Raw genomic sequence first — 24,658 nt, forward strand, 5'->3', positions numbered from 1 at the left:
ACAAAATTTCAGTACTCACTAATCTTATAGCAAATTTTGACACCGTCTGATTCGCACATGAGAAAATTAGGATTTCGAGTCAGATAATCATTCACCAGGACAGGAGATCTATTGAATGTCTGAAGCAAATGGCAAAAAAGCCGTATTACATCTTGATGGCAAAGAAATTGGATTACCAATCTACAGTGGCACTTTAGGTCCAGATGTAATTGATGTGAGCAGCATACTGAAAGAAGGTCATTTTACTTTCGATCCTGGTTTTATGGCGACAGCCGCATGCGAATCTAAAATTACTTTCATTGATGGTGACAAAGGTATTTTATTACACCGTGGTTACCCGATTGACCAACTAGCAACTCAAGCAGACTATCTTGAAACTTGTTATTTATTATTAAATGGCGAGCTCCCAACTGCTGAACAAAAAGTTGAGTTTGATACGAAAGTTCGTGCTCACACTATGGTTCACGATCAAGTTAGCCGTTTCTTCAATGGTTTCCGTCGTGATGCTCACCCTATGGCAATCATGGTTGGTGTTGTTGGTGCATTATCTGCGTTCTATCACAACAATCTTGACATCGAAGACATTAACCACCGTGAAATCACTGCAATTCGTTTAATTGCAAAAATTCCAACACTTGCTGCTTGGAGTTATAAATACACAGTAGGTCAACCATTCATCTATCCACGTAACGATTTAAGTTATGCGGAAAACTTCTTACACATGATGTTTGCTACCCCTGCTGACCGTGATTACAAAGTTAATCCTGTTCTTGCTCGTGCAATGGATCGTATTTTCACGCTTCATGCTGACCATGAACAAAACGCGTCTACTTCTACAGTTCGTCTTGCTGGTTCTACTGGTGCAAACCCGTATGCATGTATCTCTGCTGGTATCTCTGCTCTTTGGGGACCTGCTCACGGTGGTGCAAACGAAGCAGTTCTTAAAATGCTTGATGAAATCGGTAGCGTTGAAAACGTTGCAGAATTCATGGAAAAAGTTAAGCGTAAAGAAGTTAAACTTATGGGCTTCGGTCACCGCGTTTACAAAAACTTCGACCCACGTGCTAAAGTCATGAAACAAACTTGTGACGAAGTACTTGAAGCTTTAGGTATCAATGATCCTCAATTAGCACTTGCTATGGAACTTGAGCGCATTGCACTAAACGACCCGTACTTTGTTGAGCGTAAACTTTACCCTAACGTAGACTTCTACTCTGGTATCATCCTTAAAGCGATTGGTATTCCAACAGAAATGTTTACTGTAATCTTCGCTCTTGCACGTACAGTTGGTTGGATCAGCCACTGGTTAGAAATGCACAGCGGCCCTTACAAAATTGGTCGTCCACGTCAGCTTTACACTGGTGAAGTACAACGTGACATCAAGCGTTAATATTCGAAAGAACATTAATGTAAAAAAGCTGCCTCTTGGCAGCTTTTTTTATAAATAAGTTTTTTAAAAATTATTCTTCTTCAAACATATTTAACAAGTGATGACTAATACCATCAGCTCTTAACCAAGCCAATTCATAACTTGCTTTAGCCAAAGCCAAGACGCGTCTTTCAAATTCATCCCAAATTGTCTTAACTTGAGAATCTAAAATACCCAAACCACTTTCTGAGGCAAGATGTTTATTTTTCTCACAGATTTTTAAGGCATGATAAAGCTTACGACCTTTACTCGCCCCTTCCATCAAACGAACACGTTTACTTAGAATAAAACCCTCGACATGCTGGAGATTTGCATGAGGCAGCATAGGTACCAAGATTTGGTTCAATTGATCATCTAAGCGTTTCCAGACAGCCAAACGCTGCTCTGCTGTATAAGTATTCCATTGAATGACTTCATGGTTAAAACGGCGACAACCACGACATACCTGATCACCAAAAACTGTTGAACAACGCCCTGCACATGGGGTGAGAGAGAGCGTTCGATGATCATTACTCAAAACAAACTCCTTAAATAAACCATATACTTTTTATGGTTTTCTCGCTTATTACTCATTTTCGCGCTAAAATATGCGCCTTAAATTTCTATCTTAATACATTTGGAGTTTTCCATGAACGCTACTGTAGAACAGCTTGCACCTGTAGAACAGCAAGCGACCGCGGGTTGGGTTGTTGCAGCACTATATCAATTTAAAGAAGTTCAAGATCCTGCCGATCTTCAACAACGTCTTTTAGACTTAGTGAAAACAATCAACCTTTGTGGAACTCTAATTGTAGCAGGCGAAGGAATTAATGGTACCGTGGCTGGGGACCGTGAGGCAATTGATAAAATTCATCAATTTTTGTTAAACGAAGGTTTTAAAGCGATGGAATATAAAGAGTCCCATAGCTCCGACAAACCGTTCCGTAAAATGAAAATTAAACTAAAAAAAGAAATTGTAACTTTAGGGGTAGAAGTAAAACCTCGCGATTTAGTTGGTCACTATCTTGATCCTAAAGAATGGAATGATTTAATTGCACGTGATGATGTTATTCTAATCGATACACGTAATGATTATGAATATAAGGCTGGTACCTTTAAAGGTGCGATTGACCCTAAAACAGAAACATTCCGTGAGTTTCCAGAATACGTTAAAAAAGAGCTAGAACAACACAAAGACAAAAAAATTGCGATGTTCTGTACTGGCGGTATTCGTTGTGAGAAATCAACATCTTTACTTCTTCAAGAAGGATTTACAGAGGTTTACCACTTAAAAGGCGGTATTCTTAAATACTTAGAAGAAACTCCAGCAGATGAAAGCCTTTGGGAAGGTGAATGTTTCGTATTTGATGGACGTACTGCTGTAACTCATGGTGTTGAAGAAGGTGCAAACATTAAATGTCATGCTTGTGGCTGGCCTTTAACTCCAGAAGAGTCTGCTCTACCAAGCTATGAACATGGTGTTTCATGCGTGTATTGCATCGACAAAACAACTGAAAAACAAAAAGCTGGCTTCCGCATGCGCCAATCACAAATTGCCGCAGCTAAACGCAAACGCTTATAATTTAGAAAAGGGCATCAAATGATGCCCTTTTTTTAATTTACTTATAAAGCTCCATTAGCTTTTTAAACTCTGGGCTAGCACAATTCATTGAAGGCACTGTTGGAGACTTTCCAACAACACCCCTCAACTTCCCATCACCAGAAAAGTCTAATCCAATCTGACTATAAGTATTTATATCTGTGTAAGGCCCTGTATTAATTATAAGATCTACAATTTCTAGTTCACCTTCATCAAAAGTGAAGTCCATGCCATCCTCTTGTTCTTTATCTAATAATGCTGATACTGTTTGATTCCCTTTAGTTAAACTTACTTTATTGCCTTGTTTAACTAAAATACATTTTTCATCAGAATCAGTAGCAACTAAATTACTTTCTGAAAAATCATCAATAACCTTCTCAGAGCATTTATTATATTGTTCCATATTTTCTTTTTTCGGAAGTGCTTGGCAAGCATCTTTATTAAAGCTAAAAACTTTTGCTACACTATTATTTAGAAATTCTATTTTCTCAGGTATTTGAGATAAATTTCCATCTTTAATTAACATTAACAGTGCATCATAGTCTTTAATACTTCCATTATTCTTAATAGTTTCCAACAACTCTTGAATAGCTTGAGGAGTAGGCTTATTTGCTTTCATCTCAGCATTAAATAGATCTATATCATTATTAATACCGTATCCCTTTTTAATAAGTTCAGCTACCAAAGCAGAATTTGCCGAATTTAACTTTTCTTTAGTTATGCTTCCAGATTGATACCACATTACAGGAACCTGGTTACTTGCATAGGCAACAACCATATCCGTAAGCGGGTTAATATTTACACTTCCCTCATGGTCGATATAACTATGATAAGTTTGCCCATTAGCTTTCACCTCTAGACGACAAGGAAATTTACTGGTGTCTATTTCTCCTTGCCATTGTCCTTGTGCATTAACAATTACATTATCTTTAAAACCAAACCCATCTTTACAAATTGCTGTTACATTTGCCCCATTTAAAGCAGAAGTTGAAAATGCAGTACCAGAGATTACTTTATAAGCAACTTGATTTTGGGTTGATTGTGCAATTTTTTCTTCACTGACACTTTTGCTATTTTCATTACCACAGGCTACAAGTAATATTACTGAGAGTACGCCAGTAATTTTAAAAATTATTTTCATATTAAATCACGTTATTAAAGCATTAAAGATTTTCATATCACCAATAAAAATATTCATGGCGAAATAAATTAATTTTTTGATTAAGAAATTGATATCAAAAAATTTGCACGTGATTATATAGAAATAAAATTAATGTCAAAATATTATATTTAATTATGTATTAAAAGTAATTAAAACATAAAAAACGCCCTAGAAAGGACGTTATTTATTATTTCTTCTAATAAATTAATTTGGAGTGTGATACATCAAATATAATTCATTCAAATTATCTGGAATTTCTTCTGCCAGTTCATCCATTAACTGTCCATTGCGACGGAAAGATTCCATCTGTGGATCTTCTTCATCAATTCCGCTAAAAACCATGATCGGTAAAGTTAAATCAACCAATTGTTCTTCATACTCAGGAGCAAACCATGCTTCTTCGTTTAAGAACATTGCATCAACAAACCCAACACTCCAATCGCCTAGACTTGACTCAACATCCGCTTCCTCAACTTCAAATGGAAATTCAATTCCATTTTCATTTGCTAAATCTTGACGAATCGACTCTAACCAAAGTTTGATTTGCTGAATGATCTCTGCAGGAACCTTTTTATGGTTACTATCAAATAATTCATCTAACCAACGGTCAAATTGAGGACCTACTGCAATTGCACACAAAAAACCATGAGTTGCAGCAAAGTCTAGACCATACTCATTGTGGTCTCCATCTAGATATTCACTTAACTGGTCTAAATCTAATGCACTCATTGTGTTACCTGACTTTAAAAGAAATTGACGATAGCATAGCACTTAAGCCGACGATGCCCTATTTAGTTTTGATCAGTCTTCATCATCAAGATCATCATCGTCTAAATCATAATCGAAATCTTTTAACTCACGCTCTAAACGACGCTGTGCCAATAGATCATCAATTAATCTACGTTTTTCCAACGATTCTTTTGCACTGATTTTGCCTGATGACTCATCAAAACCGACATCATCATCATCGCCGTAGTTATCATCTAGTTCAAAATCTGTAGAAGACACTAAAACTACCTCATAATGAAAAAATGTGAATGGGTCTAGCCGCTATTTATCTTTCTTACTTTTCCTTGTCAAGTTTTATTTATATTTTTTTCATTTAATTGCTCATTTGTACTGTTTTTCACCCAAAAAATTGTGTATTTATAAAACACCATAATCTTTCGATAAGCGAAGATTTATATAAATTTTTCCATGATTTAAACTTGAAAAAAATGATTTTAGCCCAATATTCAAAAAATAGTCGTGAATTCAAAGATATTTTTTATTTAACGGTCATCGATCAAAGCCAAAACATTTCAAGCAAATTGTGCTATCATGCACGGTTTTTCACTGCCACAGATTCAACAAAGAGTAAGCAAAGATGAGCGATATGCATTCCCCTACTTCTCAAGTAGCGGCTCTGATTAGCCGAGGCAAAGAACAAGGTTACTTAACTTACGCTGAGGTTAACGATCATCTGCCGGACTCGATTACTGAAAGCGAACAGATTGAAGACATTATTCAGATGCTTCAAGACGTTGGTATTCCTGTACACGAGCGTGCACCTGAATCTGACGATACTATGTTCGGTGAGTCAACTGACACAGCAGATGAAGTTGCTGAAGAAGAAGCTGCTGCCGTACTTGCATCGGTTGAAAATGAGCCTGGACGTACGACAGACCCTGTACGTATGTACATGCGTGAAATGGGTACAGTAGAACTATTAACCCGTGAAGGTGAAATCAGCATTGCCAAACGTATTGAAGAAGGGATTCGTGATGTCCTGAATTCAATTGCTTACTGGCCAAATGCGGTTGAAGTTGTATTAAAAGAATATAATGATTTTTTAACTGGCGAACGTCGTCTTGCAGATATTTTATCTGGTTATCTCGATCCTGAAACTGATGAAGATATTCCTGAAGTTTTGGAAGACGTTGAGGAACTTGAGGAAGAAGACGAATCATCTTCAAAATCAACAAAAGAAGTTAAGCTTGATGATGACGATGAGGAAGAAGAATCTGAAGGTGATGATGACTCTGAAGGTGATTCAGGTCCTGACCCAGAAGTTGCAAAAGTTCGTTTTACTGAATTAGAAGCAGCATGGACTCAAACAAAAGCTATTATTGAAAAACATGGCCGTAATAGCCGTGAAGCAAATGAAGCACTTGAGTCTTTGGCAACTGTATTCATGATGTTTAAATTTACTCCACGTTTATTTGACATCATTTCAGAAATGATTCGTGGCACTCACGAACAAATCCGTGCTAATGAACGTGAAATTATGCGTTATGCAGTACGTCGTGGTCGTATGGATCGTACTCAATTCCGTACATCTTTCCCAAAACAAGAATCTAATCCAGCTTGGTTAGATGAACAAATTGCTAAAGCTCCTGCTGAAATTAAGGCGCATTTAGAAAAAGTTCGTCCAGATGTTCTAGCATTCCAGCAAAAGATTGCAGATATTGAGAAAGAACTTAATTTAAGCGTTGCTGAAATTAAAGATATTTCTAAACGTATGGCGATTGGTGAAGCCAAAGCTCGTCGTGCTAAAAAAGAAATGGTAGAAGCTAACCTTCGTTTGGTAATTTCGATTGCGAAGAAATACACCAACCGTGGTTTACAGTTCCTTGACTTGATTCAAGAAGGGAACATTGGCTTGATGAAAGCTGTAGACAAGTTTGAATACCGTCGCGGTTATAAATTCTCGACTTACGCAACTTGGTGGATTCGTCAGGCGATTACCCGTTCTATCGCAGACCAAGCACGTACAATTCGTATTCCTGTACATATGATTGAAACGATTAACAAGATTAACCGTGTTTCTCGTCAGTTATTGCAGGAAATGGGCCGTGAACCTACTCCAGAAGAGTTAGGTGAACGTTTGGAAATGGATGAAGTTAAAGTTCGTAAGGTTCTTAAAATTGCTAAAGAACCTATTTCAATGGAAACTCCAATTGGTGATGATGAAGATTCGCATCTTGGGGACTTTATTGAAGACCAGAACATCACTTCTCCAATTGATGCTGCGACTTCAGAAGGCTTAAAAGAAGCAACTCGTGAAGTTCTAGAAAACTTAACTGAACGTGAAGCTAAAGTATTGAAAATGCGTTTTGGTATCGATATGCCAACTGACCATACTTTAGAAGAAGTTGGTAAACAGTTTGATGTAACGCGTGAACGTATTCGTCAAATCGAGGCGAAAGCATTACGTAAATTACGTCACCCTTCTCGTTCTGAACACTTGCGTTCTTTCTTAGAGAATGACTAAGTTCTGAAATCTTGAAATTTCGGCACTAGTCCCCATTTAATAGAAAGAGCTACAAACGCCTGCGATGATGCAGGCGTTTCACATGATGAGGTTACTTATGTTAGACCGCACTCCATCTCGCGAACTCCGTGAAGACCTTTGGGTATTTCCAATGGACTATCCAATTAAACTGATTGGCGATGCGGGTGAAGAATTACGTATAGCTGTAGTTGATATTCTAGTGAAACATTTTCCTGACTTTGACCAATCAACGTTAAAAGTACAAGAATCTCGTACAGGCAAATACCATTCATTAACCGCACAATTACGTTTTGATGAATTGGAACAAGTTCATGCTTTGTATGCAGACTTGGCTGCTTGCCCGCAGATCAGAACTGCACTTTAATTTTAAGATGCCATGACAAATTTCGTGTCATGGCATTTTTATTTCTATCAAGCTTATTATAAATAATTACAAATATTTAGAATCGTTTAAGCAAAATACTTTAAACTCATCAAGAGCATATTTTCACAACCTAAAAGTGAAGTTGCTCTTCTGTTAAGTACATCGCACAGGAAAATGTTTAATGAGCCTTGATAAACCCACTTTGATTATTCGTCAGTGGAACGATTTACAAGATTATCAAAGCAAATTCGAATTGATGAAAAACCTGACCAATCAACGTGATGAAAATACACCCGACGAGCTGTGGTTACTCCAGCATCACGAAGTTCTAACTCAAGGTCAGGCAGGAAAACCTGAGCATATTCTAATTCCATCTAACATTCCTGTGGTTCAAACTGACCGTGGTGGGCAAGTGACATGGCATGGACCTGGTCAACTCGTTGCTTACTTCATGTTTGATCTTAATCGTCTGAAGTGGAATGTGCGTACATTAGTCAGTTTTGCTGAACAATTTATGATAGATGTTTTAAAGAAATATAATATTGAAGCATATGCAAAACCTGATGCTCCAGGTGTATACGTAAATGACAGAAAAATAGGTTCCTTAGGTTTCAAAATTCGTCGTGGTCGTAGTTATCATGGTCTAGCCTTAAACCTAGACTGCGCATTAACTGGTTTTCAAACCATTAACCCATGCGGTTATGCTGGTTTGGAAATGGTTCGCATACAAGATTTGGTGACTCCATATCCATCATTTGAACAACTTTGTCAGGACTTTATTGAGTATATTAAGACATCTGGTCACTTTAATGACCCTGAAGTCAAAATTGAATAAATGATTTTGAGATGGAATAAAAATATATTAGAGTAATTACTCTAAATTTGCTTTTGCATAATTTTAAGAAGGGATAGCAAGTGATTTCGACAAAAGCTGTAAAGCCCACTCTGCAACTTGCCTACGTTAAGCTCATGATGGACGTTGTTGGTCGAGGCTTAGTCATGGCAAGTCAGGTAGATAGTGAAATACAAGAGGAAGTGTCTAAATTTCCTGTTCACTTTGTACTTTCAATGAATGTTTTCCCAAATGGACCAGCATTTTTTGCACGAGTGACAGAAGATAAACAATTAGAACTGCTGAAAAGAGCGGAAAAAAAGCCTGATTTAACCATTACGTTTAAGCATGTAACTCATGCTTTTTTGGTGTTCTCTTTTCAGGAAAGTACCGCTCAAGCATTTGCAAATGACCGCATGATTGCTGATGGCGATGTATCCGCAGCAATTCGTTTAGTGCGCTGCCTAAATAAAATGGAATCTCTCATTTTACCGAAATTGGTAGCGTCACTTGCAGTTAAAGAATATCCAACCGAACTCACCCTAAAAGAAAAATTCAACGAAGCTGCAAATATTTACTTAAAAGTAGCTAAGTCTTACTTCAAGCGGAGCGCATAACATGGCTAAACCATATTACGAATTCTTTTGTCCTGTAAAAGTCATTGCCGGTAATGCTGCTTTAGAACATATTCCGTTTGAACTTGCAACTTTAGGTGCAAAGCGTCCGCTTATCATTACAGATAAAGGCGTTCGCGCAAATGGCTTACTCAACCCTATTGAAGCTGCATTTAGCACGACTGATGCTGTGATTGGTCATGTTTTTGATGATGTTCCACCAGACTCAAGTCTTGAAGTAGTTCGTCTTGCTGCTGAAGCTTATCGCACAAATAAATGTGATGCGATTATTGCTGTTGGTGGTGGCTCTGTTATTGACACCTCCAAAGCAACCAATATTTTAGTCTCAGAAGGTGGAAATGACCTTCTTCAATATTCTGGCGCTCATAACCTACCAAAACCATTAAAGCCATTTTTTGTGATCCCGACCACTTCAGGTACTGGTTCAGAAGTGACTATGGTTGCGGTGGTTTCCGACACACAAAAGAATGTTAAATTGGCATTTGCTTCATACTATTTAATGCCACATGCTGCAATCTTAGATCCACGCATGACATTAACATTGCCACCTCACTTGACGGCAATGACTGGTATGGATGCATTAACACACTGTGTGGAAGCATATACATGTATGGCAGCCAATCCACTCAGCGATGCTTATGCGAGTGCAGGTATTAAAAAGATTAGCGAAAATCTATTTAACGTTTTAGAAAATCCAAATGACTCACAAGGTCGTTTAGAGCTTGCACAAGCTTCCACAATGGCAGGTATCGCATTTTCCAATTCGATGGTAGGTCTTGTACACTCTTTAGGACATGCATTAGGTGCGGTCGCTCACCTGCCCCACGGTTTATGTATGAACCTATTCTTACCTTATGTGCTTGAATACAACAAACAAGTAAATGGTCAGAAAATTGGTGAGTTACTATTACCTCTAGCTGGTGCAGATATTTATGCCCAAACTCCAGCAACCCAACGTGCAGATAGAGCAATTACGACTATTCTAGCAATGCGTGATCACTTGTTTAGCCTAACCAAGTTACCTCGTACCTTGCGCGAAACTGGTAAGGTTACTGAAGCTCAACTTGATGAAGTTGCTGAAAAAGCACTAAATGATGGCTCTATTATTTATAATCCTAAGGAAGCAAGCTTAAAAGACATACGCGAGATCTTACAAAAAGCTTGGTAACTTAAGTTTTAGATATTTAAAGTAAAACTTAAAGGTCTGATTTTTATGACAAATCAGACCTTTTTTATATCTATGAATTTTTATTCATCATTTTCTTTGGAAATATGGCAAAAAATTTGCTAAAAATTCCACGAAAGTACTGACAATTTGCATCAATTTAGGATAGATTGGCGCACTTTATCTTTTATGTAGGGGGGATCGTTCGTCTCAAACGATCCTTAACACCAAGCTGATCCTTGATCAACGATTATGAGGATAACGCCGTTGACAAACTTATCTGGGACTAAACCAACAGCTAAGCTCCAAAAGAATCTTGTGCTATGGCACATCATTATTATTGGTTTAGCTTATATTCAACCATTAACTTTATTTGATACTTTTGGTTTAGTATCAGAACGAAGTGGTGGTCATGTACCTACTTCTTATATTTTTGCGTTAGTTGCGATTTTATTGACGTCAATCAGTTATGGACACATGATCAAACGCTATCCTTCTTCAGGATCAGCATATACCTATGCCCAAAAGTCAATTCACCCTAATGTTGGTTTTATGGTGGGTTGGTCATCTTGGCTAGATTATTTACTTTCACCACTCGTCAATATCATTTTGGCCGATATTTATTTAAGAGCATTGTTTCCGGAAGTAAATAATTGGTTATGGGTTATTGGCTTAACTGCACTAATGACTGTTATTAACTTATTCGGCGCACGTTTTGTTGCTCGCTTTAACAGCACAATTGTAGTTATTCAACTTGGTGTAATCTTTTACTTTGTTTATCAAGTGTATACCTTGCTGACCCAAGGTGTATATGCTGACGGTACGTTAAATCCGGATAAAGCTGAATTATGGTCACTCACTCCTTTTTGGAATGATATGACCTCTATTAGTGCTTTGATTGGTGGTGCAACAGTACTGTGCTTTTCTTTTACAGGTTTTGATGCTTTATCTTCACTTGCTGAAGAAACAAAAGATGCAGAAAAAACCCTTCCAAAAGCGATTTTTTCAACAGCACTTCTTGCTGGTGTCATTTTTATCATAAGCACTTACTTTATCCAGCTGTATTTCCCGAGCAACCCTAATACGTACTTTAAGCCTTTAGATGAATCACAACCTGTGATGGTTGCAGCAATTGGTAGCATCGCATTTAAAACATTAGTTTTATACTTTGCCGTGGTTGCAGTAATGGCATCGGGTATTTCAGCACATGCTGGTGTATCTCGCTTAATGTATGTTATGGGACGTGATGGCGTTATCAATAAAAAGTTGTTTGGTCATATTAGCCCAAGACTACATACTCCAACTTACAACATTCTTATTGTTGGTGTAGTTGCGCTGTCTGCTGGCTTTTTAGACCTTGAACATATTGTTAACTTAATTAGTTTCGGGGCCTTAACTGCTTTTAGTTTTGTGAACTTCTCTGTAATTTCGCGCTATGCGCTTAGAGATGGTAAAAACAAATCTGTTAAAGATATTATTAATTACATTATTGTACCGACGCTTGGCTTTGCCAGTGTGTTCCTAATGTGGTTAGAAATTGACAAGCTTGCTTTACAAATTGGCTTGGCTTGGGCAGTGGTTGGTGTAGGTTATCTTGCTTACAAGACCAAAGGCTTTAAATACAATGCTCCTCAACACAACGAGCATGAATAATAAAAAAGGCGCTTAAAGCGCCTTTTTTATGGACTTATTATCCAAATATTTTATTTACAATACCTTGTACGCGTTTTGCATAAAGTTTTGCTGTTTCCAAGTCCCCTGTTGGAATCTCATCAACGCTTGCGTCTGATGGCGACTGAACAAGTAGACCTACTGAACCGCCTAGGTTATTTACATCTTCACGTGTTGCACTTTTTGTATTTGATGGCGGCAATCCAAGACTCACCCAAATACCACCATGTTGTGATGCTAAAGTTTGTAATTGAATAAGCGTAACTTGCTTATCACCATTTAGACTTGCACTGTTGGTAAAGCCTGCAAATACTTTATCTTCCCAACCACGTGTAAACCAAACTTTTGAAGTTGCATCAGCAAATTTTTTAAACTGCCATGGTGCCGTACCCATATAAGTCGGAGCACCAAAAACAATACCTTTTGCATTGTTTAATGTTTCCCAATCTTGCTCAGTAATATTACCTTCCTGATCAATCTGGATAAGTTGAGCATTAATTTCATTAGCAAAAGTTTCAGCAACTACTTTCGTGTGGCCATAACCAGAGAAATATACAACCGCAATATTAGAATTAGACATGGGAGAAACCTGTGTTTTATTAAATTCCATTTTATGATATATTTTAGAAACTAGGTGTCAATTAGTTACCACTTGGTAACTAGTATATTTTTTTAGAAATAAGTAGGTAAATGGTATGAATGAATGTCTAAAATACAATATTTTTCAACAACATTGCCCTGCTCGTTTATTTTTTGAAAAAATTGCAGATAAGTGGGTTTTACTCATCTTAAATATTCTTGAGGAAGAAACGCAGCACTTCAATTTACTCAAAAAGAATATTCAGGGTATTTCACCTAAAGTCTTGTCACAAAAGTTAAAAATGCTAGAAAGAGATGGCTTTATCGAACGTAAAATTCAAGATACCTCACCTATCCGTGTTGATTACTCACTTACTGCTTTAGGGCAAAATGTAGCTTCAATGGCATTCCAATTAAAGGAATGGGCTGAAACAAACATTGAGCAAGTTTTAGCAGCACAAATCACCTATGATGAAAAAGTACTAGAACAAGCTTAAATTAAAATTAGATCAAAAAAATAAGGCCACCAAGGGCCTTGTTTTTTTGTATTTAGGAAACTAACCTAAATTTTTAAAACCTTGCTGACGCCATGCTTCGTAAACAATTACAGCCGTTGCGTTAGACAAATTCAAACTTCTAGAGTTTTCAGCCATTGGCAAGCGAATCCACTGCTCTTGAGGGAACATCAAACGAACATGCTCAGGCAAGCCGCGTGTTTCTGGCCCCATCAGTAAAGCCACAGGTCGATTCAAATCAACTGTATGCGGAGTTGCAGAACCCTTCGTCGTTAGAGGAAAGACATGCTCAACACCTTTTGACTTTAAGTCTGCGAGGCATGCTTCAATATTGTCCCAAATCTGCATTCTTGCCCATTCATGATAATCAAGCCCTGCACGTTTAAGCTTTTTATCATCAAGCTCAAAACCTAAAGGCTTAACCAAATGCAATTGAGCCCCTGTATTCGCACATAGTCGAATAATATTTCCTGTGTTTGCAGGAATCTCAGGCTCGTATAGAACAACATGAATCACTTAATTACTCACTTAAATTACTTGTTGGTTAGCTCAGGCAATCATTAACTTAATCGAAGATAATTATTAGCCCACTAGTTCCACTGTAACTGTTCACGCAGACGTACGACCTCACCAATAATCGTGAGAGTCGGCGCATGAATTTGATGTTCTGTCACTTTAGATGCGATATCAGCAAGTGACCCCACCACAACCTTTTGTTCAGGGGTTGTACCCTTTGAAATTAATGCAACTGGCATATCTGGGCGCTGTCCGTGAGCGATTAATTGCTCACAAATACGTTCCAAGCCTACTAAGCCCATATAGAGAACTAAAGTCTGGTTCTCATATACCAGCTCATTCCAAGGAAGCTCAGGAGAGCCTTCTTTTAAATGGCCAGTTAGAAAACGTACACTCTGCGCATAATCACGATGAGTGAGCGGAATACCCGCATAAGCTGAACAGCCAGATGCTGCTGTAATACCCGGAACCACCTGAAATGGCACACCAGCTTGGAATAATTCTTGGATCTCTTCACCACCACGCCCAAAAATAAACGGATCACCGCCTTTTAAACGACAAACACGCTTTCCTTGTTGAGCATATTCAACGAGTAAAGCATTGATCCCATCTTGGGGAACCGAATGATTTGAGCGAGCTTTTCCGACATATATTTTTGTCGCGTCTCGACGGCATAACTCTAAAATAGGTTGAGATACCAAACGATCATAAATGACCACATCAGCTTGCTGCATTAAACGTAAAGCTTTTAAGGTAAGCAGTTCAGGATCACCAGGACCTGCACCCACTAAATAAACTTCACCTTTAGGTGCTTTCCACTCCTGCAATGCTTGTTCAAGCATGCTATCCGCAATATCTAGATTATCGTTAAAAACCTGCTCTTTTAAGGGACTTGCATACAAGTTTTCCCAAAAAATACGGCGTTCATCGGGATTAGAAATTTTTTCTTTAACCTGATTTCGCCATTTTCCTGAAAACTCAGCTAACTTCCCCATTCCATGCGGAATGGATGTCTCTAACTGTGTACGGATTTGACGAGATAAAACAGGAGATGTCCCATTTGAAGCAACCGAAATCACTAAAGGTGAACGGTCAATAATCGCAGGAACCATAAAGCGGCAATGTGGAATATCGTCAACACTATTTACGAGTAAATTACGTACTTCGCATTGCTCGAAAACTGTTTTATTGACTTGCGGATCATTGGTCGCGGCAATGACGAGTCGATATGGTGTACTTAAAAACTTCTCAGAGAAAACTTCAACAAAATGCTGACCATTTGTTGTTGTTACTAATTGCAGAAGCTGTTCTTCAATTTCAGGAGCAACAATATCAATTATTGCCCCCGCCTTAACTAATAAGGTTGCCTTGCGTAAAGCAATATGCCCTCCGCCCACAATCAGACAACGTTGCTGCTGCAACTTTAAAGAGATTGGAAAAATATCCACCTTAAACCTCTACATCAATCATCTGATTATGTTTAAGCAAAAAACGTGCACAATTTAGATGCAAAGTTTAGTCAATAAACGTTACACCACCCATATATGGGCGTAATACTTCTGGAATCTCGATTGAGCCGTCTTCACGTTGGTAATTTTCCATTACCGCAAGCAAAGTACGCCCTACTGCAAGACCTGAGCCGTTTAGCGTATGCACTAATTCAGTCTTCTTCTGATCCATACGGAAGCGCGCTTTCATGCGACGTGCTTGGAAATCACCCATATTAGAGCAGCTTGAAATCTCACGATATGTATTTTGGCTTGGAACCCACACTTCTAAATCGTAAGTTTTCATCGCACCAAAGCCCATATCACCACCACAGAGCAAAATTTTGCGGTATGGCAAACCAAGTGCCTGCAAAATGCCCTCGGCATGTGCAGTGAGTTCTTCAAGTGCCTGCATAGATGTTTCAGGTTTAACGATTTGCACCATTTCAACTTTATCAAATTGGTGCTGACGGATTAAGCCACGTGTATCACGTCCATAAGAACCAGCTTCACTACGGAAACATGGTGTATGCGCTGCATATTTTAGTGGTAAACGGTCTGCATCAATGATTTCGTCGCGAACAAAATTTGTGACAGGAACTTCAGCTGTAGGAATAAGGTAGTATTCTTTTTCGCCTTGAAGTTTAAATAAATCTTCTTCAAATTTTGGTAATTGTCCTGTCCCACGAAGTGAGTCAGCATTAACCAAATAAGGCACGTAAGCTTCAGTATACCCATTCTTTAAAGTATGGGTATCAAGCATGAACTGAGTTAAAGCACGTTGTAGACGCGCTAAAGGCCCCTTCAACACGCTGAAACGTGAACCAGTAAGTTTGGTCGCAGTTTCAAACTCTAGGCCGCCCATCCACTCGCCTAAATCAGTATGATCTTTGATTTCAAAATCGAACTGACGAGGTGTACCCCATTTTGAGATTTCAACGTTATCACTTTCATCCTTACCAACTGGAACAGACTCATCTGGTAAGTTTGGAATGCTTAGTGCTTTTTGCTCAATCTCGTTTTGTAGTTCTGATAAAGCAACTTCAGCAGCTTTAATCTCATCACCAATGGCCTGCATACGTGCCATGATTTCAGAAGCATCGCCACCGGATTTTTTAATCTGACCCACTTGTTTAGCACCGGCATTTCGCTCTGCCTGTAACTTTTCAGTTTTTGATTGCAAGTCTTTACGGCGAGTTTCTAAAGATGCCCATTCTTGGACATCTAGCTGAACACCACGTTTTGCTAAAGCTGCATTAACGACTTCAATATTATTTCTGAGTAACTTAGGGTCGATCATAATTAATCATAATATGGGTAAAAAACTGGCTATAGTGTAAGCCCTTAGCACTAAAAAATATAGTGATCATCTTCATATCGAATAGCTTTCACACAATTCTAAGAAGAGACCACATATTTTACATGTTGTAATTTGGCACACTTGGTAAATACTCAGGTTTAATGAACTTAGCTGCCTCAAAATACGGCAGTGTTAATTCAGTCATACCCTCTGCATAAGAAGCTAACTCATAGACTGGATAAACAAAAACAATCCCATTGGCACCATAGTAGTAATTATCACTTAACTGCAGTTTTTCACGGGTAATATTGTGGTCTTGAAGCCAGTTGGTATTCGCATCAAAAAGTGCATCAACAAGTTGTTTTTCTACATCTGGCTTAATAAGCTCAGCCACAGTAATGTGCTTTTTATTTAATAAATCGAAATTTACAAATTCTTGATGTGACATGCCATGTGCTGCACCTGCGGAGTATGAGTATGTCTGTAAGGCAAAGGTTGCAAGATTATAATTTTGTCCTAAATAACGAACATAAATTGCACTTTGACTTGAACGAGGCTCTCCCTCTGGTACTTCAACAGGTTTATCAGCCAAGTTTGCAAAAGCATTCGGATCAGCTTTTTTTATACGGTTCGTAAAATAATCATTAATCCATTTTTGATTCGTTTGTACTGTCTGGAAATCATATTCAGTACAACCATCTTCAAGGCAAACTTTAGACTTTGGTAATTTTACTGGAATTACTTTTGCCTGAATAACAGGAACTTCAACTTGTTTTTGCTCTTTTACGGAAGCACTAGATGCAGGTTGCTCATCTTTAGCTGCAGATTTTGGCTGACAACCACTTACTGCCACCATGGCAGCTACCATAGGAAGAATGAAAATAATTTTCTTATCGTAAAGTCGCATGTTAATCCCCGTATATTCTCTTTTATCACTATACAAAGCGTAAGAATAAGACGGGGTTAAAAAATGTATCTAGGGTTGATATATAAAAAGAAAGCCACCTGAAATGGTGGCTTTCTTAAAGAGTCAGAATAATTATTGGTCAATAATATCGGTGCCTTTAGGAGGCGTAAAATTAAAAGTAGAAGCTGGAATTGAAACATTCACTTTCACATTATTAAATTTCACGTAAGTGGTTTGACCTAAAGAATCTTGTAGCACCATTAACGTCGGTGCTTTGTTTGCACCAAAACTAATCGTTAAACTTTGAAAAGCGCCATCTTCTTTTTTAGGAAATAAAGTGAAGTATAACTTAGACTTATCTGGCTGAGTCACTCGGTAAGACTTCATGATTTGATTGGTATTACCTGAAAGCAATAAAGCTGGCGTATCGGCTACTTGTGAATCTAAACTTTGACGTACGGCTTGTTGTAAATCAGGATCATAAATCCAGACTGTTTTACCACTAGTTACAATAGTCTGTTTAGACGGGCTCACAGTTTCCCAATAAAATTTCCCTGGACGTTCAACCTTCATAGACCCCTTAAACGTCTGGTTCATATGCTGAGCACCTAAACCTTTTTTCTGTACCACAGTTTTTGTATTAGATTTCGTTGTTTGCTCAAAATCGGCAGTTAAACGTTGTAATCCTGACAACTGATTTACCAAGTTACCAATTGCCTGTTGCTCCGGTGCTGCTACTGGTGCAGCGAACGCTGTAGTACTCATTACAGGAGCAAGCACTGACGCGCTGAGTGTAATAGCACACATGGTTTTACGAAGCATATTCATGTCATCACCTTTTTAGTTGCTGTAAGATAACCTATTAAGCTTTGATTAGAACAAGCAGAATAAGCTCTTCATTTCATGACCCATATTAACCGACAAACTCAGTGCTAATCATTGAGAAAATAAGATATTTTGTTATGTTATTCATATTGTTTGTAGAATTTCATTCATCATGATGAAGATAAAATTAATGAAGTTCCATAAAAAAAGCCCACAAAATGTGGGCTTTTTTTTAAAGCTAAAACTTAAACAGCTTCAACTTTTACGTAGCGACGGCCAAATTGACCTTTCACTTCGAATTTTACTACGCCGTCAGCAGTAGCAAATAAAGTATGGTCACGGCCCATACCAACATTTGCACCAGCGTGGAATTCAGTACCACGTTGACGAACGATGATGTTACCAGCAGTTACAGTTTGACCACCGTAAACTTTAACACCTAACATTTTTGGGTTTGAATCACGACCGTTCTTCGTCGATCCACCGGCTTTTTTAGTTGCCATGTCTCTTACTCCTCGTGATTAGCCTGAAATACCAGTAATTTTCAACTCAGTGAACCATTGACGGTGACCTTGTTGCTTACGGTAGTGTTTACGACGACGCATTTTGATAATGCGGATTTTGTCGTGACGACCATGACCAATCACTTCTGCAGTTACTTTAGCGCCAGCTACAACTGGAGCACCGATTTGAATGCTGTCACCATTTACAACCATTAATACATCATCAAATGTAATAGTTGCGCCAGACTCAGCTTTCAATAATTCAACTTTAAGGGTTTCACCCTCAACTACACGGTGCTGTTTACCACCGCTTTGGATTACTGCGTACATAATGTACTCCAATCAGCCCGTGTCGTCGTGTCGATAAAGGGATATATCGATCTTAAAACGAACGCCACTGGGGTTATACAAGGCGACAGATTTTAAGTGAAATTTGATCAAACGACAAGTGCTTTATCTTTATCTATACAACTAGAAGGGGTTATTCTTACACAATAAAAACAGCTTCGATTCGAATTTGGTACTTTTCATTGATTCTGAATAGAATTTAAAATAAAGTTCCAATCACAACTTGCAACAAGAACAAGCTGTATTCATGTTGACGTTATTAAAATTTATTGTTTTGTCGGAAACACATCGTTTTGCCGAAATAAAGAACAAAGAACTCTTCATGAATATACAATGATGAATATCAATTGCTTGTTTCCCTGTTTAATGCACTTTTAATTGATACACTAACGCCAATTATTACCTATACGGGGTTTTTCTTCATATGGTCATCGATTTTAAGCAAGACATTCTCGCTCCTGTTGCTACAGACTTTGCTGCGATGGATCACTTGATTAATGAAGGAATTAGCTCAAAAGTCGGCTTGGTCATGTCGGTAAGTAAACATGTTGTTGAAGCTGGTGGCAAACGTATGCGCCCAATCATGTGTTTACTTGCAGCACGTGCTTGTGGTTTAGAGAACATGGCAAATGCACAGCGTCTAGCAGCCATTATTGAAATGCTCCATACAGCAACTTTAGTGCATGATGATGTGGTCGATGAATCGGGGCTTCGCCGTGGCCGTCCTACTGCCAATGCAACTTGGAACAACCAAACTGCCGTGTTAGTGGGTGATTTCCTTATTGCTCGGGCTTTTGACCTATTGGTCGACTTAAACAACATGACCTTATTAAAAGACTTCTCAACAGGTACATGTGAAATTGCAGAAGGTGAAGTATTACAGCTTCAATCTCAGCATCAACCAGATACAACTGAAGAAACATATTTAAAAATTATTCACGGTAAAACTTCTCGCTTATTTGAACTTGCAACTGAAGGTGCTGCTATTTTGGCGGGCCAAGAAGCCTATCGTGAACCTTTAAGATTATTTGCAGGTCATTTTGGAAATGCCTTCCAAATTATTGACGATATTTTAGACTACACGTCGGATGCTGAAACATTAGGTAAAAATATTGGTGATGATTTGATGGAAGGTAAACCGACTTTACCGTTAATTTCAGCATTAGCACATTCAACAGGTGAAGAACACGCCATTATTCGTCGTAGTATTGCGACTGGTGGGGTTGACCAATTATCAAAAGTCATTGAAATTGTACAAAAGTCTGGCGCTTTAGATTATTGCCAGCGTCGTGCCCAAGAAGAAACAGAAGCAGCACTGCAAGCCTTATCCATCTTACCTGATACACCTTATCGTCAGGCATTGATGAATTTAACTCGGCTTGCATTACATCGAATACAGTAGATACTATTTTGCCTATGCATATAAATTTTTCAGATCATTTTTTAAAAATCCAGAAACAGCTTGAAAATCCTCAAGCTGTTATTGATGAAAATATACTTATTGATTTAGTCAATGCTTTACGGCCATCCGATCCTCACGATACGGAGGAGATACAACAAAAAATACAAGCATTTATTGACAGCCTTTTACTTACACCTACCGCGTCAGCTCTCTTACAATCCTTTTTATTACGTTTAATTAATCAATATAAGCAAGTGAGCTTATATGCAGATAGCGGAATTCTGTCTTTAGATGGTTTCTGGAATCAGCTTGGGCAAAGACTCGGTGGTCATTTCCTGCCACTTATTGAAGATTCAAGTCAACTCAAAATTTTGATTGGGAAAATTTTCTATTTAGAAAGTGATTCAATCTGGTTGAATCATATTGATGATAAAAATTGGGCAACATTATTCGGACTTATTGGACAAAGTAATAGTAACGTCGATGAAAAACACGCTATTCAACGAGAGATGATTAAGGCTATTACCGTCTTGTCTTATCGGATTAGCGGTATTGGGCTTTATCCCGAGTTTATTAATGCTCAACCAGAACTAACTGAATACGAATCACCTTTTTTGGTACAAAACCGCGAAATCATTGAGTTTATCGAAAAATATAAAAAACAAGATATTTCTCAACATGACACTGTCGTAACAGTGCCTCCAGATGCTTCTCAAGCCTTTGTAATGTTAGAACAATGTCGAGATGTTGTTTTAAAAATACGTCGGGCCACCAAAAGAATCGGTGTTAGTTTAAGTTTGACTTATTTGTTGTCTTTGCTTGAGCAATGTTTAGATCGAATTGAATTATTACTTTATCTAGTTGTAGACGACAGTGAAGGACGCTACGTTTCTTTAGGAAACCTAATTTCGGACTTAACTAAAGCTCATTATAGTGAAAAAAGTGTTCGCTCTTTATTAAGCACCACCAGTGAACTCATCGCGTTTCAGGTTACAGAAAATGCGAGCCGTACCGGTGAACATTATGTAAGTACAGACACTAAAGGCTTTTGGGGAATGTACAAAGCTGCTGCTGGTGCAGGTGTCATTATTGCCTGCATGGCAACATTAAAGATTCTTGCTGCACGAATGACAATGGCACCGCTCATGCAAGCCTTTACGTTCAGTATGAACTATTCACTTGGCTTTATTCTAATTCACGTACTGCACTTTACAGTTGCAACAAAACAGCCAGCAATGACCGCTGCTGCACTCGCTGCAACTGTACAGCAGCGTAAAGGCTCTAAAACTGCACAAATTGCAGAATTAGCAGCACTTATTATCAATATTATTCGAACTCAGTTTATTGCTATTTTGGGTAACATCTCAATTGCGATTCCCACTGCTGCCCTGATTACTTTTGCTTGGCAGTTTTACCTAGATGAGCCTTTATTAACCCACACCAAAGCAACCTATTTATTACATAGCTTAAATCCTTTTACGTCGTTAGCAGTTCCACATGCAGCAATCGCAGGTGTGTGTTTGTTCTTGTCAGGGCTTATCGCAGGCTATTTCGATAATATGGCTGTTTATAGAAAAGTAGGGCCGCGTTTAAAAGCACACCGACGTTTAAGGAACTTATTTGGACAAGAACGTCTTAATCGTTTTGCTGAATATATTGAACGTAACTTAGGCGCTCTTGCGGGTAACTTTCTATTTGGTGTCATGCTAGGAAGTATGGGAACCATAGGTTTCATCCTTGGTCTACCTCTTGATATTCGACATATTGCCTTTGCTTCAGCGAACTTCATACAAGGTTTAATGACCATTAATGGTAGCCCTGATATTGGTTTGATTATAGTTTCGTTTTTAGGTGTGCTATGTATCGGCCTCACCAACTTATTCGTAAGTTTCACCTTAACGATTATTGTAGCCCTACGCGCACGCCGAGTTCGCTTTGAACAATGGAAACCTTTAGCCAAACTGGTCATGACCCATTTTCTTACACGTCCAAGCGATTTCTTTTGGCCACCCAAACAGCCACTAGAACTCGAAGAAAATACACAAGCCAGTAGCGGTAAAAAAGCAGAACACTGAGTTTTGCTTTGTACATAAAATGTGAATTTCGTCAATTTTGTTGTGATTGTTTTTCCAAATGTTAAAAAAATTTCAAAATGAATTTACGATGATCTATCAGGCTTGAAAAAAAGTGTACTGGCAAGTACACTTTCAACGGCGTTCAATAGTGAAAAAACTATATGAATGAGCAAAGGTGTGTTTATGCCCTATCTATTGCTTTGTATTGGTTGTGTTTTTTTAGGATTAGGTGTTCTTGGTCTTTTTGTACCAAGTCTTCAATCTTTGGACTTGCTCACCGTTCAAACATTGAGTCATCATCGTTTAGATTATCTTAATAGTATAACTACCTTTCTTGCACGCGTAGGCGGCATGCCTTTTGTATGTTTTTTATCCTTTCTAGTATGTGTATATTTAGCATGGTATAAAAAATTTATTACTGTTATTTTCATTAGCTTGGGAGTTATCGGCAGTATCACCATTGGTTGGCTGCTCAAATGGTGTGTTAACCGGCCTAGACCTCCTGCGGCATATCATATTGTTGAAAGTTACGGTGCATCGTTCCCAAGTGCACACAGTGTTTATGCATCAACACTGGCTTGTCTGGCAATGATTATGTTATGCCATAAGCACAACACTAACTCTCCTTATATTGTTTTGATCTCCTGTCTTTGGTTTGTGTGTATGGGGCTTTCAAGAATATATGCAGGAGTTCATTTCCCAACAGATGTACTCGCTGGTTGGGGCATTGGTTTTATTTGGATTGCACTGCTTTGGCTCTGGTTATTACAAACACAAAGTAGGTTAAGTAGAAAACAAATATATTTTTAGATTTTATCTAAACGAGGTGGAACAATGATGTCGGCTAAGCTTTGGGCACCAGCCCTTACTGCTTGCGCATTAGCAACAAGTATCGCACTTGTTGGTTGTAGCAAAGGCTCCGATGAGAAACAGCAAGCTGCTGCTGCTCAGAAAATGCCGCCTGCAGAAGTAGGTGTTATTGTTGCTCAACCGCAAAGTGTTGAACAAAGCGTTGAGCTTTCAGGCCGTACTTCAGCATATCAAATTTCTGAAGTTCGCCCTCAAACAAGTGGCGTGATTTTAAAACGTTTATTTGCTGAAGGAAGCTACGTTCGTGAAGGTCAGGCACTTTATGAGCTTGACTCTAGAACGAACCGCGCAACGTTAGAAAATGCAAAAGCATCTCTCCTACAACAACAGGCAAATCTAGCTTCACTACGTACCAAGTTAAATCGCTATAAGCAACTTGTTTCTAGTAATGCTGTGTCTAAACAGGAATATGATGATTTACTTGGTCAAGTCAATGTTGCAGAAGCACAAGTTGCTGCAGCTAAGGCTCAAGTAACAAATGCAAATGTAGATCTTGGTTATTCTACAATTCGCTCTCCTATTTCTGGGCAATCTGGACGTTCGACAGTAACAGCTGGTGCTTTGGTTACTGCAAATCAGACTGATCCGTTAGTGACAATTCAACAGTTAGATCCAATCTATGTTGATATTAATCAGTCTAGTGCTGAATTATTGCGTTTACGTCAACAATTGAGTAAAGGCAGTCTGAATAATAGTAACAACACGAAAGTAAAATTAAAGCTTGAAGATGGTTCTACCTACCCGATCGAAGGCCAGCTTGCTTTCTCTGATGCTTCTGTAAACCAAGATACAGGAACAATTACATTACGTGCCGTATTCTCTAACCCGAATCATTTATTGCTTCCGGGTATGTATACCACTGCACAAATTGTTCAGGGTGTTGTTCCAAATGCTTATCTGATCCCACAAGCAGCCATTACACGTCTACCTACAGGTCAAGCTGTAGCAATGCTTGTTAATGCTAAAGGGGCTGTTGAGAGTCGTCCTGTTGAAACCTCAGGTGTTCAAGGACAAAACTGGATTGTGACAAACGGCTTAAAAGCCGGTGATAAAGTCATTGTTGATGGTGTTGCCAAAGTTAAAGAAGGGCAAGAAGTATCGGCAAAACCTTATCAAGCTCAACCAGCAAATCCTCAAGGTGCAGCACCAAATGCTGCTAAACCGGCTCAATCAGGTAAACCTCAAGCAGAACAGAAAGCAGCTTCAAATGCATAAGGGGT

The 24,658-nt window shown here is 38.5% G+C and carries 25 protein-coding genes and 1 pseudogene; 14 read left to right on the forward strand and 12 right to left on the reverse strand.

Annotated features, from left to right (window positions below; genetic code table 11):
• Nucleotides 1-115 precede the first annotated feature (115 nt).
• Nucleotides 116-1,390, forward strand: a complete 1,275-nt coding sequence (gene gltA / locus B554_RS0104915; RefSeq protein ID WP_004705890.1) for a citrate synthase — start codon at nt 116-118, stop codon at nt 1,388-1,390.
• A gap of 70 nt (nt 1,391-1,460) precedes the next feature.
• Here gltA and B554_RS0104920 read toward each other — a convergent pair whose 3' ends face one another.
• The gene (locus B554_RS0104920) at nt 1,461-1,946 is read right to left on the reverse strand and encodes a DUF1289 domain-containing protein (protein WP_004705889.1); all 486 of its coding nucleotides are present in this window, start codon (nt 1,944-1,946) and stop codon (nt 1,461-1,463) included.
• A gap of 111 nt (nt 1,947-2,057) precedes the next feature.
• Here B554_RS0104920 and B554_RS0104925 point away from each other — a divergent pair, with 111 nt between their 5' ends.
• Nucleotides 2,058-2,990 carry a rhodanese-related sulfurtransferase gene (locus tag B554_RS0104925; protein ID WP_004705888.1) on the forward strand — a complete coding sequence of 311 codons (933 nt, stop codon included), beginning with the start codon at nt 2,058-2,060 and terminating at the stop codon, nt 2,988-2,990.
• 37 nt (nt 2,991-3,027) lie between these two features.
• On the opposite strand, the gene B554_RS0104930 is transcribed toward B554_RS0104925, so the two are convergent.
• From B554_RS0104930 to B554_RS0104940, 3 genes are all read right to left on the reverse strand, one after another.
• Nucleotides 3,028-4,149, reverse strand: coding sequence for a hypothetical protein (locus tag B554_RS0104930; RefSeq protein WP_019457181.1), 1,122 nt, complete (start codon nt 4,147-4,149; stop codon nt 3,028-3,030).
• A 225-nt stretch (nt 4,150-4,374) separates the two neighbouring features.
• A complete protein-coding gene (locus tag B554_RS0104935) occupies nt 4,375-4,899 on the reverse strand; it encodes a YecA family protein (RefSeq protein ID WP_019457182.1) in 525 nt (174 codons plus the stop codon).
• A gap of 72 nt (nt 4,900-4,971) precedes the next feature.
• Nucleotides 4,972-5,178, reverse strand: a complete 207-nt coding sequence (locus B554_RS0104940; protein ID WP_000099358.1) for a PA3496 family putative envelope integrity protein — start codon at nt 5,176-5,178, stop codon at nt 4,972-4,974.
• Between the two features lie 358 nt (nt 5,179-5,536).
• Here B554_RS0104940 and rpoD point away from each other — a divergent pair, with 358 nt between their 5' ends.
• The 6 genes from rpoD (at nt 5,537) to B554_RS0104970 (ending at nt 12,093) form a co-directional block, all read left to right on the forward strand.
• Nucleotides 5,537-7,423 (forward strand): RNA polymerase sigma factor RpoD, encoded by a 1,887-nt coding sequence (gene rpoD / locus B554_RS0104945; RefSeq protein WP_004705884.1) that lies wholly within the window; start codon nt 5,537-5,539, stop codon nt 7,421-7,423.
• A gap of 97 nt (nt 7,424-7,520) precedes the next feature.
• Complete coding sequence (locus B554_RS0104950; RefSeq protein ID WP_002051390.1) at nt 7,521-7,808, forward strand: YbeD family protein; 288 nt, start codon at nt 7,521-7,523, stop codon at nt 7,806-7,808.
• A 181-nt stretch (nt 7,809-7,989) separates the two neighbouring features.
• Nucleotides 7,990-8,643 carry a lipoyl(octanoyl) transferase LipB gene (gene lipB, locus B554_RS0104955; RefSeq protein WP_004705883.1) on the forward strand — a complete coding sequence of 218 codons (654 nt, stop codon included), beginning with the start codon at nt 7,990-7,992 and terminating at the stop codon, nt 8,641-8,643.
• Nucleotides 8,644-8,723: 80 nt separating this feature from the next.
• The gene (locus B554_RS0104960; RefSeq protein WP_004705882.1) at nt 8,724-9,257 is read left to right on the forward strand and encodes a hypothetical protein; all 534 of its coding nucleotides are present in this window, start codon (nt 8,724-8,726) and stop codon (nt 9,255-9,257) included.
• A gap of 1 nt (nt 9,258) precedes the next feature.
• The gene (locus tag B554_RS0104965) at nt 9,259-10,443 is read left to right on the forward strand and encodes an iron-containing alcohol dehydrogenase (RefSeq protein ID WP_019457183.1); all 1,185 of its coding nucleotides are present in this window, start codon (nt 9,259-9,261) and stop codon (nt 10,441-10,443) included.
• A 264-nt stretch (nt 10,444-10,707) separates the two neighbouring features.
• Entirely contained in the window at nt 10,708-12,093 is a 1,386-nt protein-coding gene (locus B554_RS0104970) for an APC family permease (RefSeq protein ID WP_019457184.1), read from the forward strand.
• 37 nt (nt 12,094-12,130) lie between these two features.
• Here B554_RS0104970 and B554_RS0104975 read toward each other — a convergent pair whose 3' ends face one another.
• Entirely contained in the window at nt 12,131-12,691 is a 561-nt protein-coding gene (locus B554_RS0104975; RefSeq protein ID WP_019457185.1) for a flavodoxin family protein, read from the reverse strand.
• 115 nt (nt 12,692-12,806) lie between these two features.
• Between B554_RS0104975 and B554_RS0104980 the strand changes: the two genes are divergently transcribed.
• Nucleotides 12,807-13,187, forward strand: coding sequence for a winged helix-turn-helix transcriptional regulator (locus B554_RS0104980; protein ID WP_019457186.1), 381 nt, complete (start codon nt 12,807-12,809; stop codon nt 13,185-13,187).
• 60 nt (nt 13,188-13,247) lie between these two features.
• Here the strand turns inward: B554_RS0104980 and B554_RS0104985 are convergent, their stop codons facing one another.
• The 7 genes from B554_RS0104985 to rplU form a co-directional block, all read right to left on the reverse strand.
• Nucleotides 13,248-13,721 (reverse strand): tRNA (cytidine(34)-2'-O)-methyltransferase, encoded by a 474-nt coding sequence (locus tag B554_RS0104985; protein ID WP_002051239.1) that lies wholly within the window; start codon nt 13,719-13,721, stop codon nt 13,248-13,250.
• Between the two features lie 74 nt (nt 13,722-13,795).
• Nucleotides 13,796-15,169, reverse strand: coding sequence for a siroheme synthase CysG (cysG, locus tag B554_RS0104990; RefSeq protein ID WP_019457187.1), 1,374 nt, complete (start codon nt 15,167-15,169; stop codon nt 13,796-13,798).
• A gap of 67 nt (nt 15,170-15,236) precedes the next feature.
• Nucleotides 15,237-16,508: a serine--tRNA ligase gene (gene serS, locus B554_RS0104995; RefSeq protein ID WP_004705874.1), complete on the reverse strand. Its 1,272-nt coding sequence runs from the start codon at nt 16,506-16,508 to the stop codon at nt 15,237-15,239.
• A 118-nt stretch (nt 16,509-16,626) separates the two neighbouring features.
• Complete coding sequence (locus tag B554_RS0105000) at nt 16,627-17,415, reverse strand: RsiV family protein (protein WP_025465092.1); 789 nt, start codon at nt 17,413-17,415, stop codon at nt 16,627-16,629.
• Nucleotides 17,416-17,547: 132 nt separating this feature from the next.
• Nucleotides 17,548-18,243, reverse strand: coding sequence for an outer membrane lipoprotein chaperone LolA (gene lolA / locus B554_RS0105005; protein WP_019457189.1), 696 nt, complete (start codon nt 18,241-18,243; stop codon nt 17,548-17,550).
• A 242-nt stretch (nt 18,244-18,485) separates the two neighbouring features.
• Nucleotides 18,486-18,743 carry a 50S ribosomal protein L27 gene (rpmA, locus tag B554_RS0105010; protein ID WP_004705871.1) on the reverse strand — a complete coding sequence of 86 codons (258 nt, stop codon included), beginning with the start codon at nt 18,741-18,743 and terminating at the stop codon, nt 18,486-18,488.
• An 18-nt stretch (nt 18,744-18,761) separates the two neighbouring features.
• On the reverse strand, nt 18,762-19,073 hold the full coding sequence (rplU, locus tag B554_RS0105015; protein WP_004705870.1) for a 50S ribosomal protein L21: 312 nt from the start codon (nt 19,071-19,073) through the stop codon (nt 18,762-18,764).
• A gap of 96 nt (nt 19,074-19,169) precedes the next feature.
• On the opposite strand from rplU, the pseudogene B554_RS18490 reads away from it, so the two are divergent.
• The 5 genes and pseudogenes from B554_RS18490 (at nt 19,170) to adeI (ending at nt 24,653) form a co-directional block, all read left to right on the forward strand.
• Nucleotides 19,170-19,469: pseudogene (locus B554_RS18490) on the forward strand (hypothetical protein).
• 46 nt (nt 19,470-19,515) lie between these two features.
• Nucleotides 19,516-20,493: an All-trans-nonaprenyl-diphosphate synthase gene (gene sdsA, locus B554_RS0105020; RefSeq protein WP_019457190.1), complete on the forward strand. Its 978-nt coding sequence runs from the start codon at nt 19,516-19,518 to the stop codon at nt 20,491-20,493.
• A 14-nt stretch (nt 20,494-20,507) separates the two neighbouring features.
• A complete protein-coding gene (locus B554_RS0105025) occupies nt 20,508-22,568 on the forward strand; it encodes a site-specific recombinase (RefSeq protein WP_019457191.1) in 2,061 nt (686 codons plus the stop codon).
• 183 nt (nt 22,569-22,751) lie between these two features.
• Nucleotides 22,752-23,378, forward strand: a complete 627-nt coding sequence (locus B554_RS0105030; RefSeq protein WP_004705866.1) for a phosphatase PAP2 family protein — start codon at nt 22,752-22,754, stop codon at nt 23,376-23,378.
• A gap of 24 nt (nt 23,379-23,402) precedes the next feature.
• Nucleotides 23,403-24,653 carry a multidrug efflux RND transporter periplasmic adaptor subunit AdeI gene (gene adeI, locus B554_RS0105035; protein WP_004705865.1) on the forward strand — a complete coding sequence of 417 codons (1,251 nt, stop codon included), beginning with the start codon at nt 23,403-23,405 and terminating at the stop codon, nt 24,651-24,653.
• The last annotated feature ends 5 nt before the right edge of the window (nt 24,654-24,658 follow it).

The organism is Acinetobacter sp. GG2, assembly GCF_000292385.1.
Taxonomy (GTDB): domain Bacteria; phylum Pseudomonadota; class Gammaproteobacteria; order Pseudomonadales; family Moraxellaceae; genus Acinetobacter; species Acinetobacter seifertii.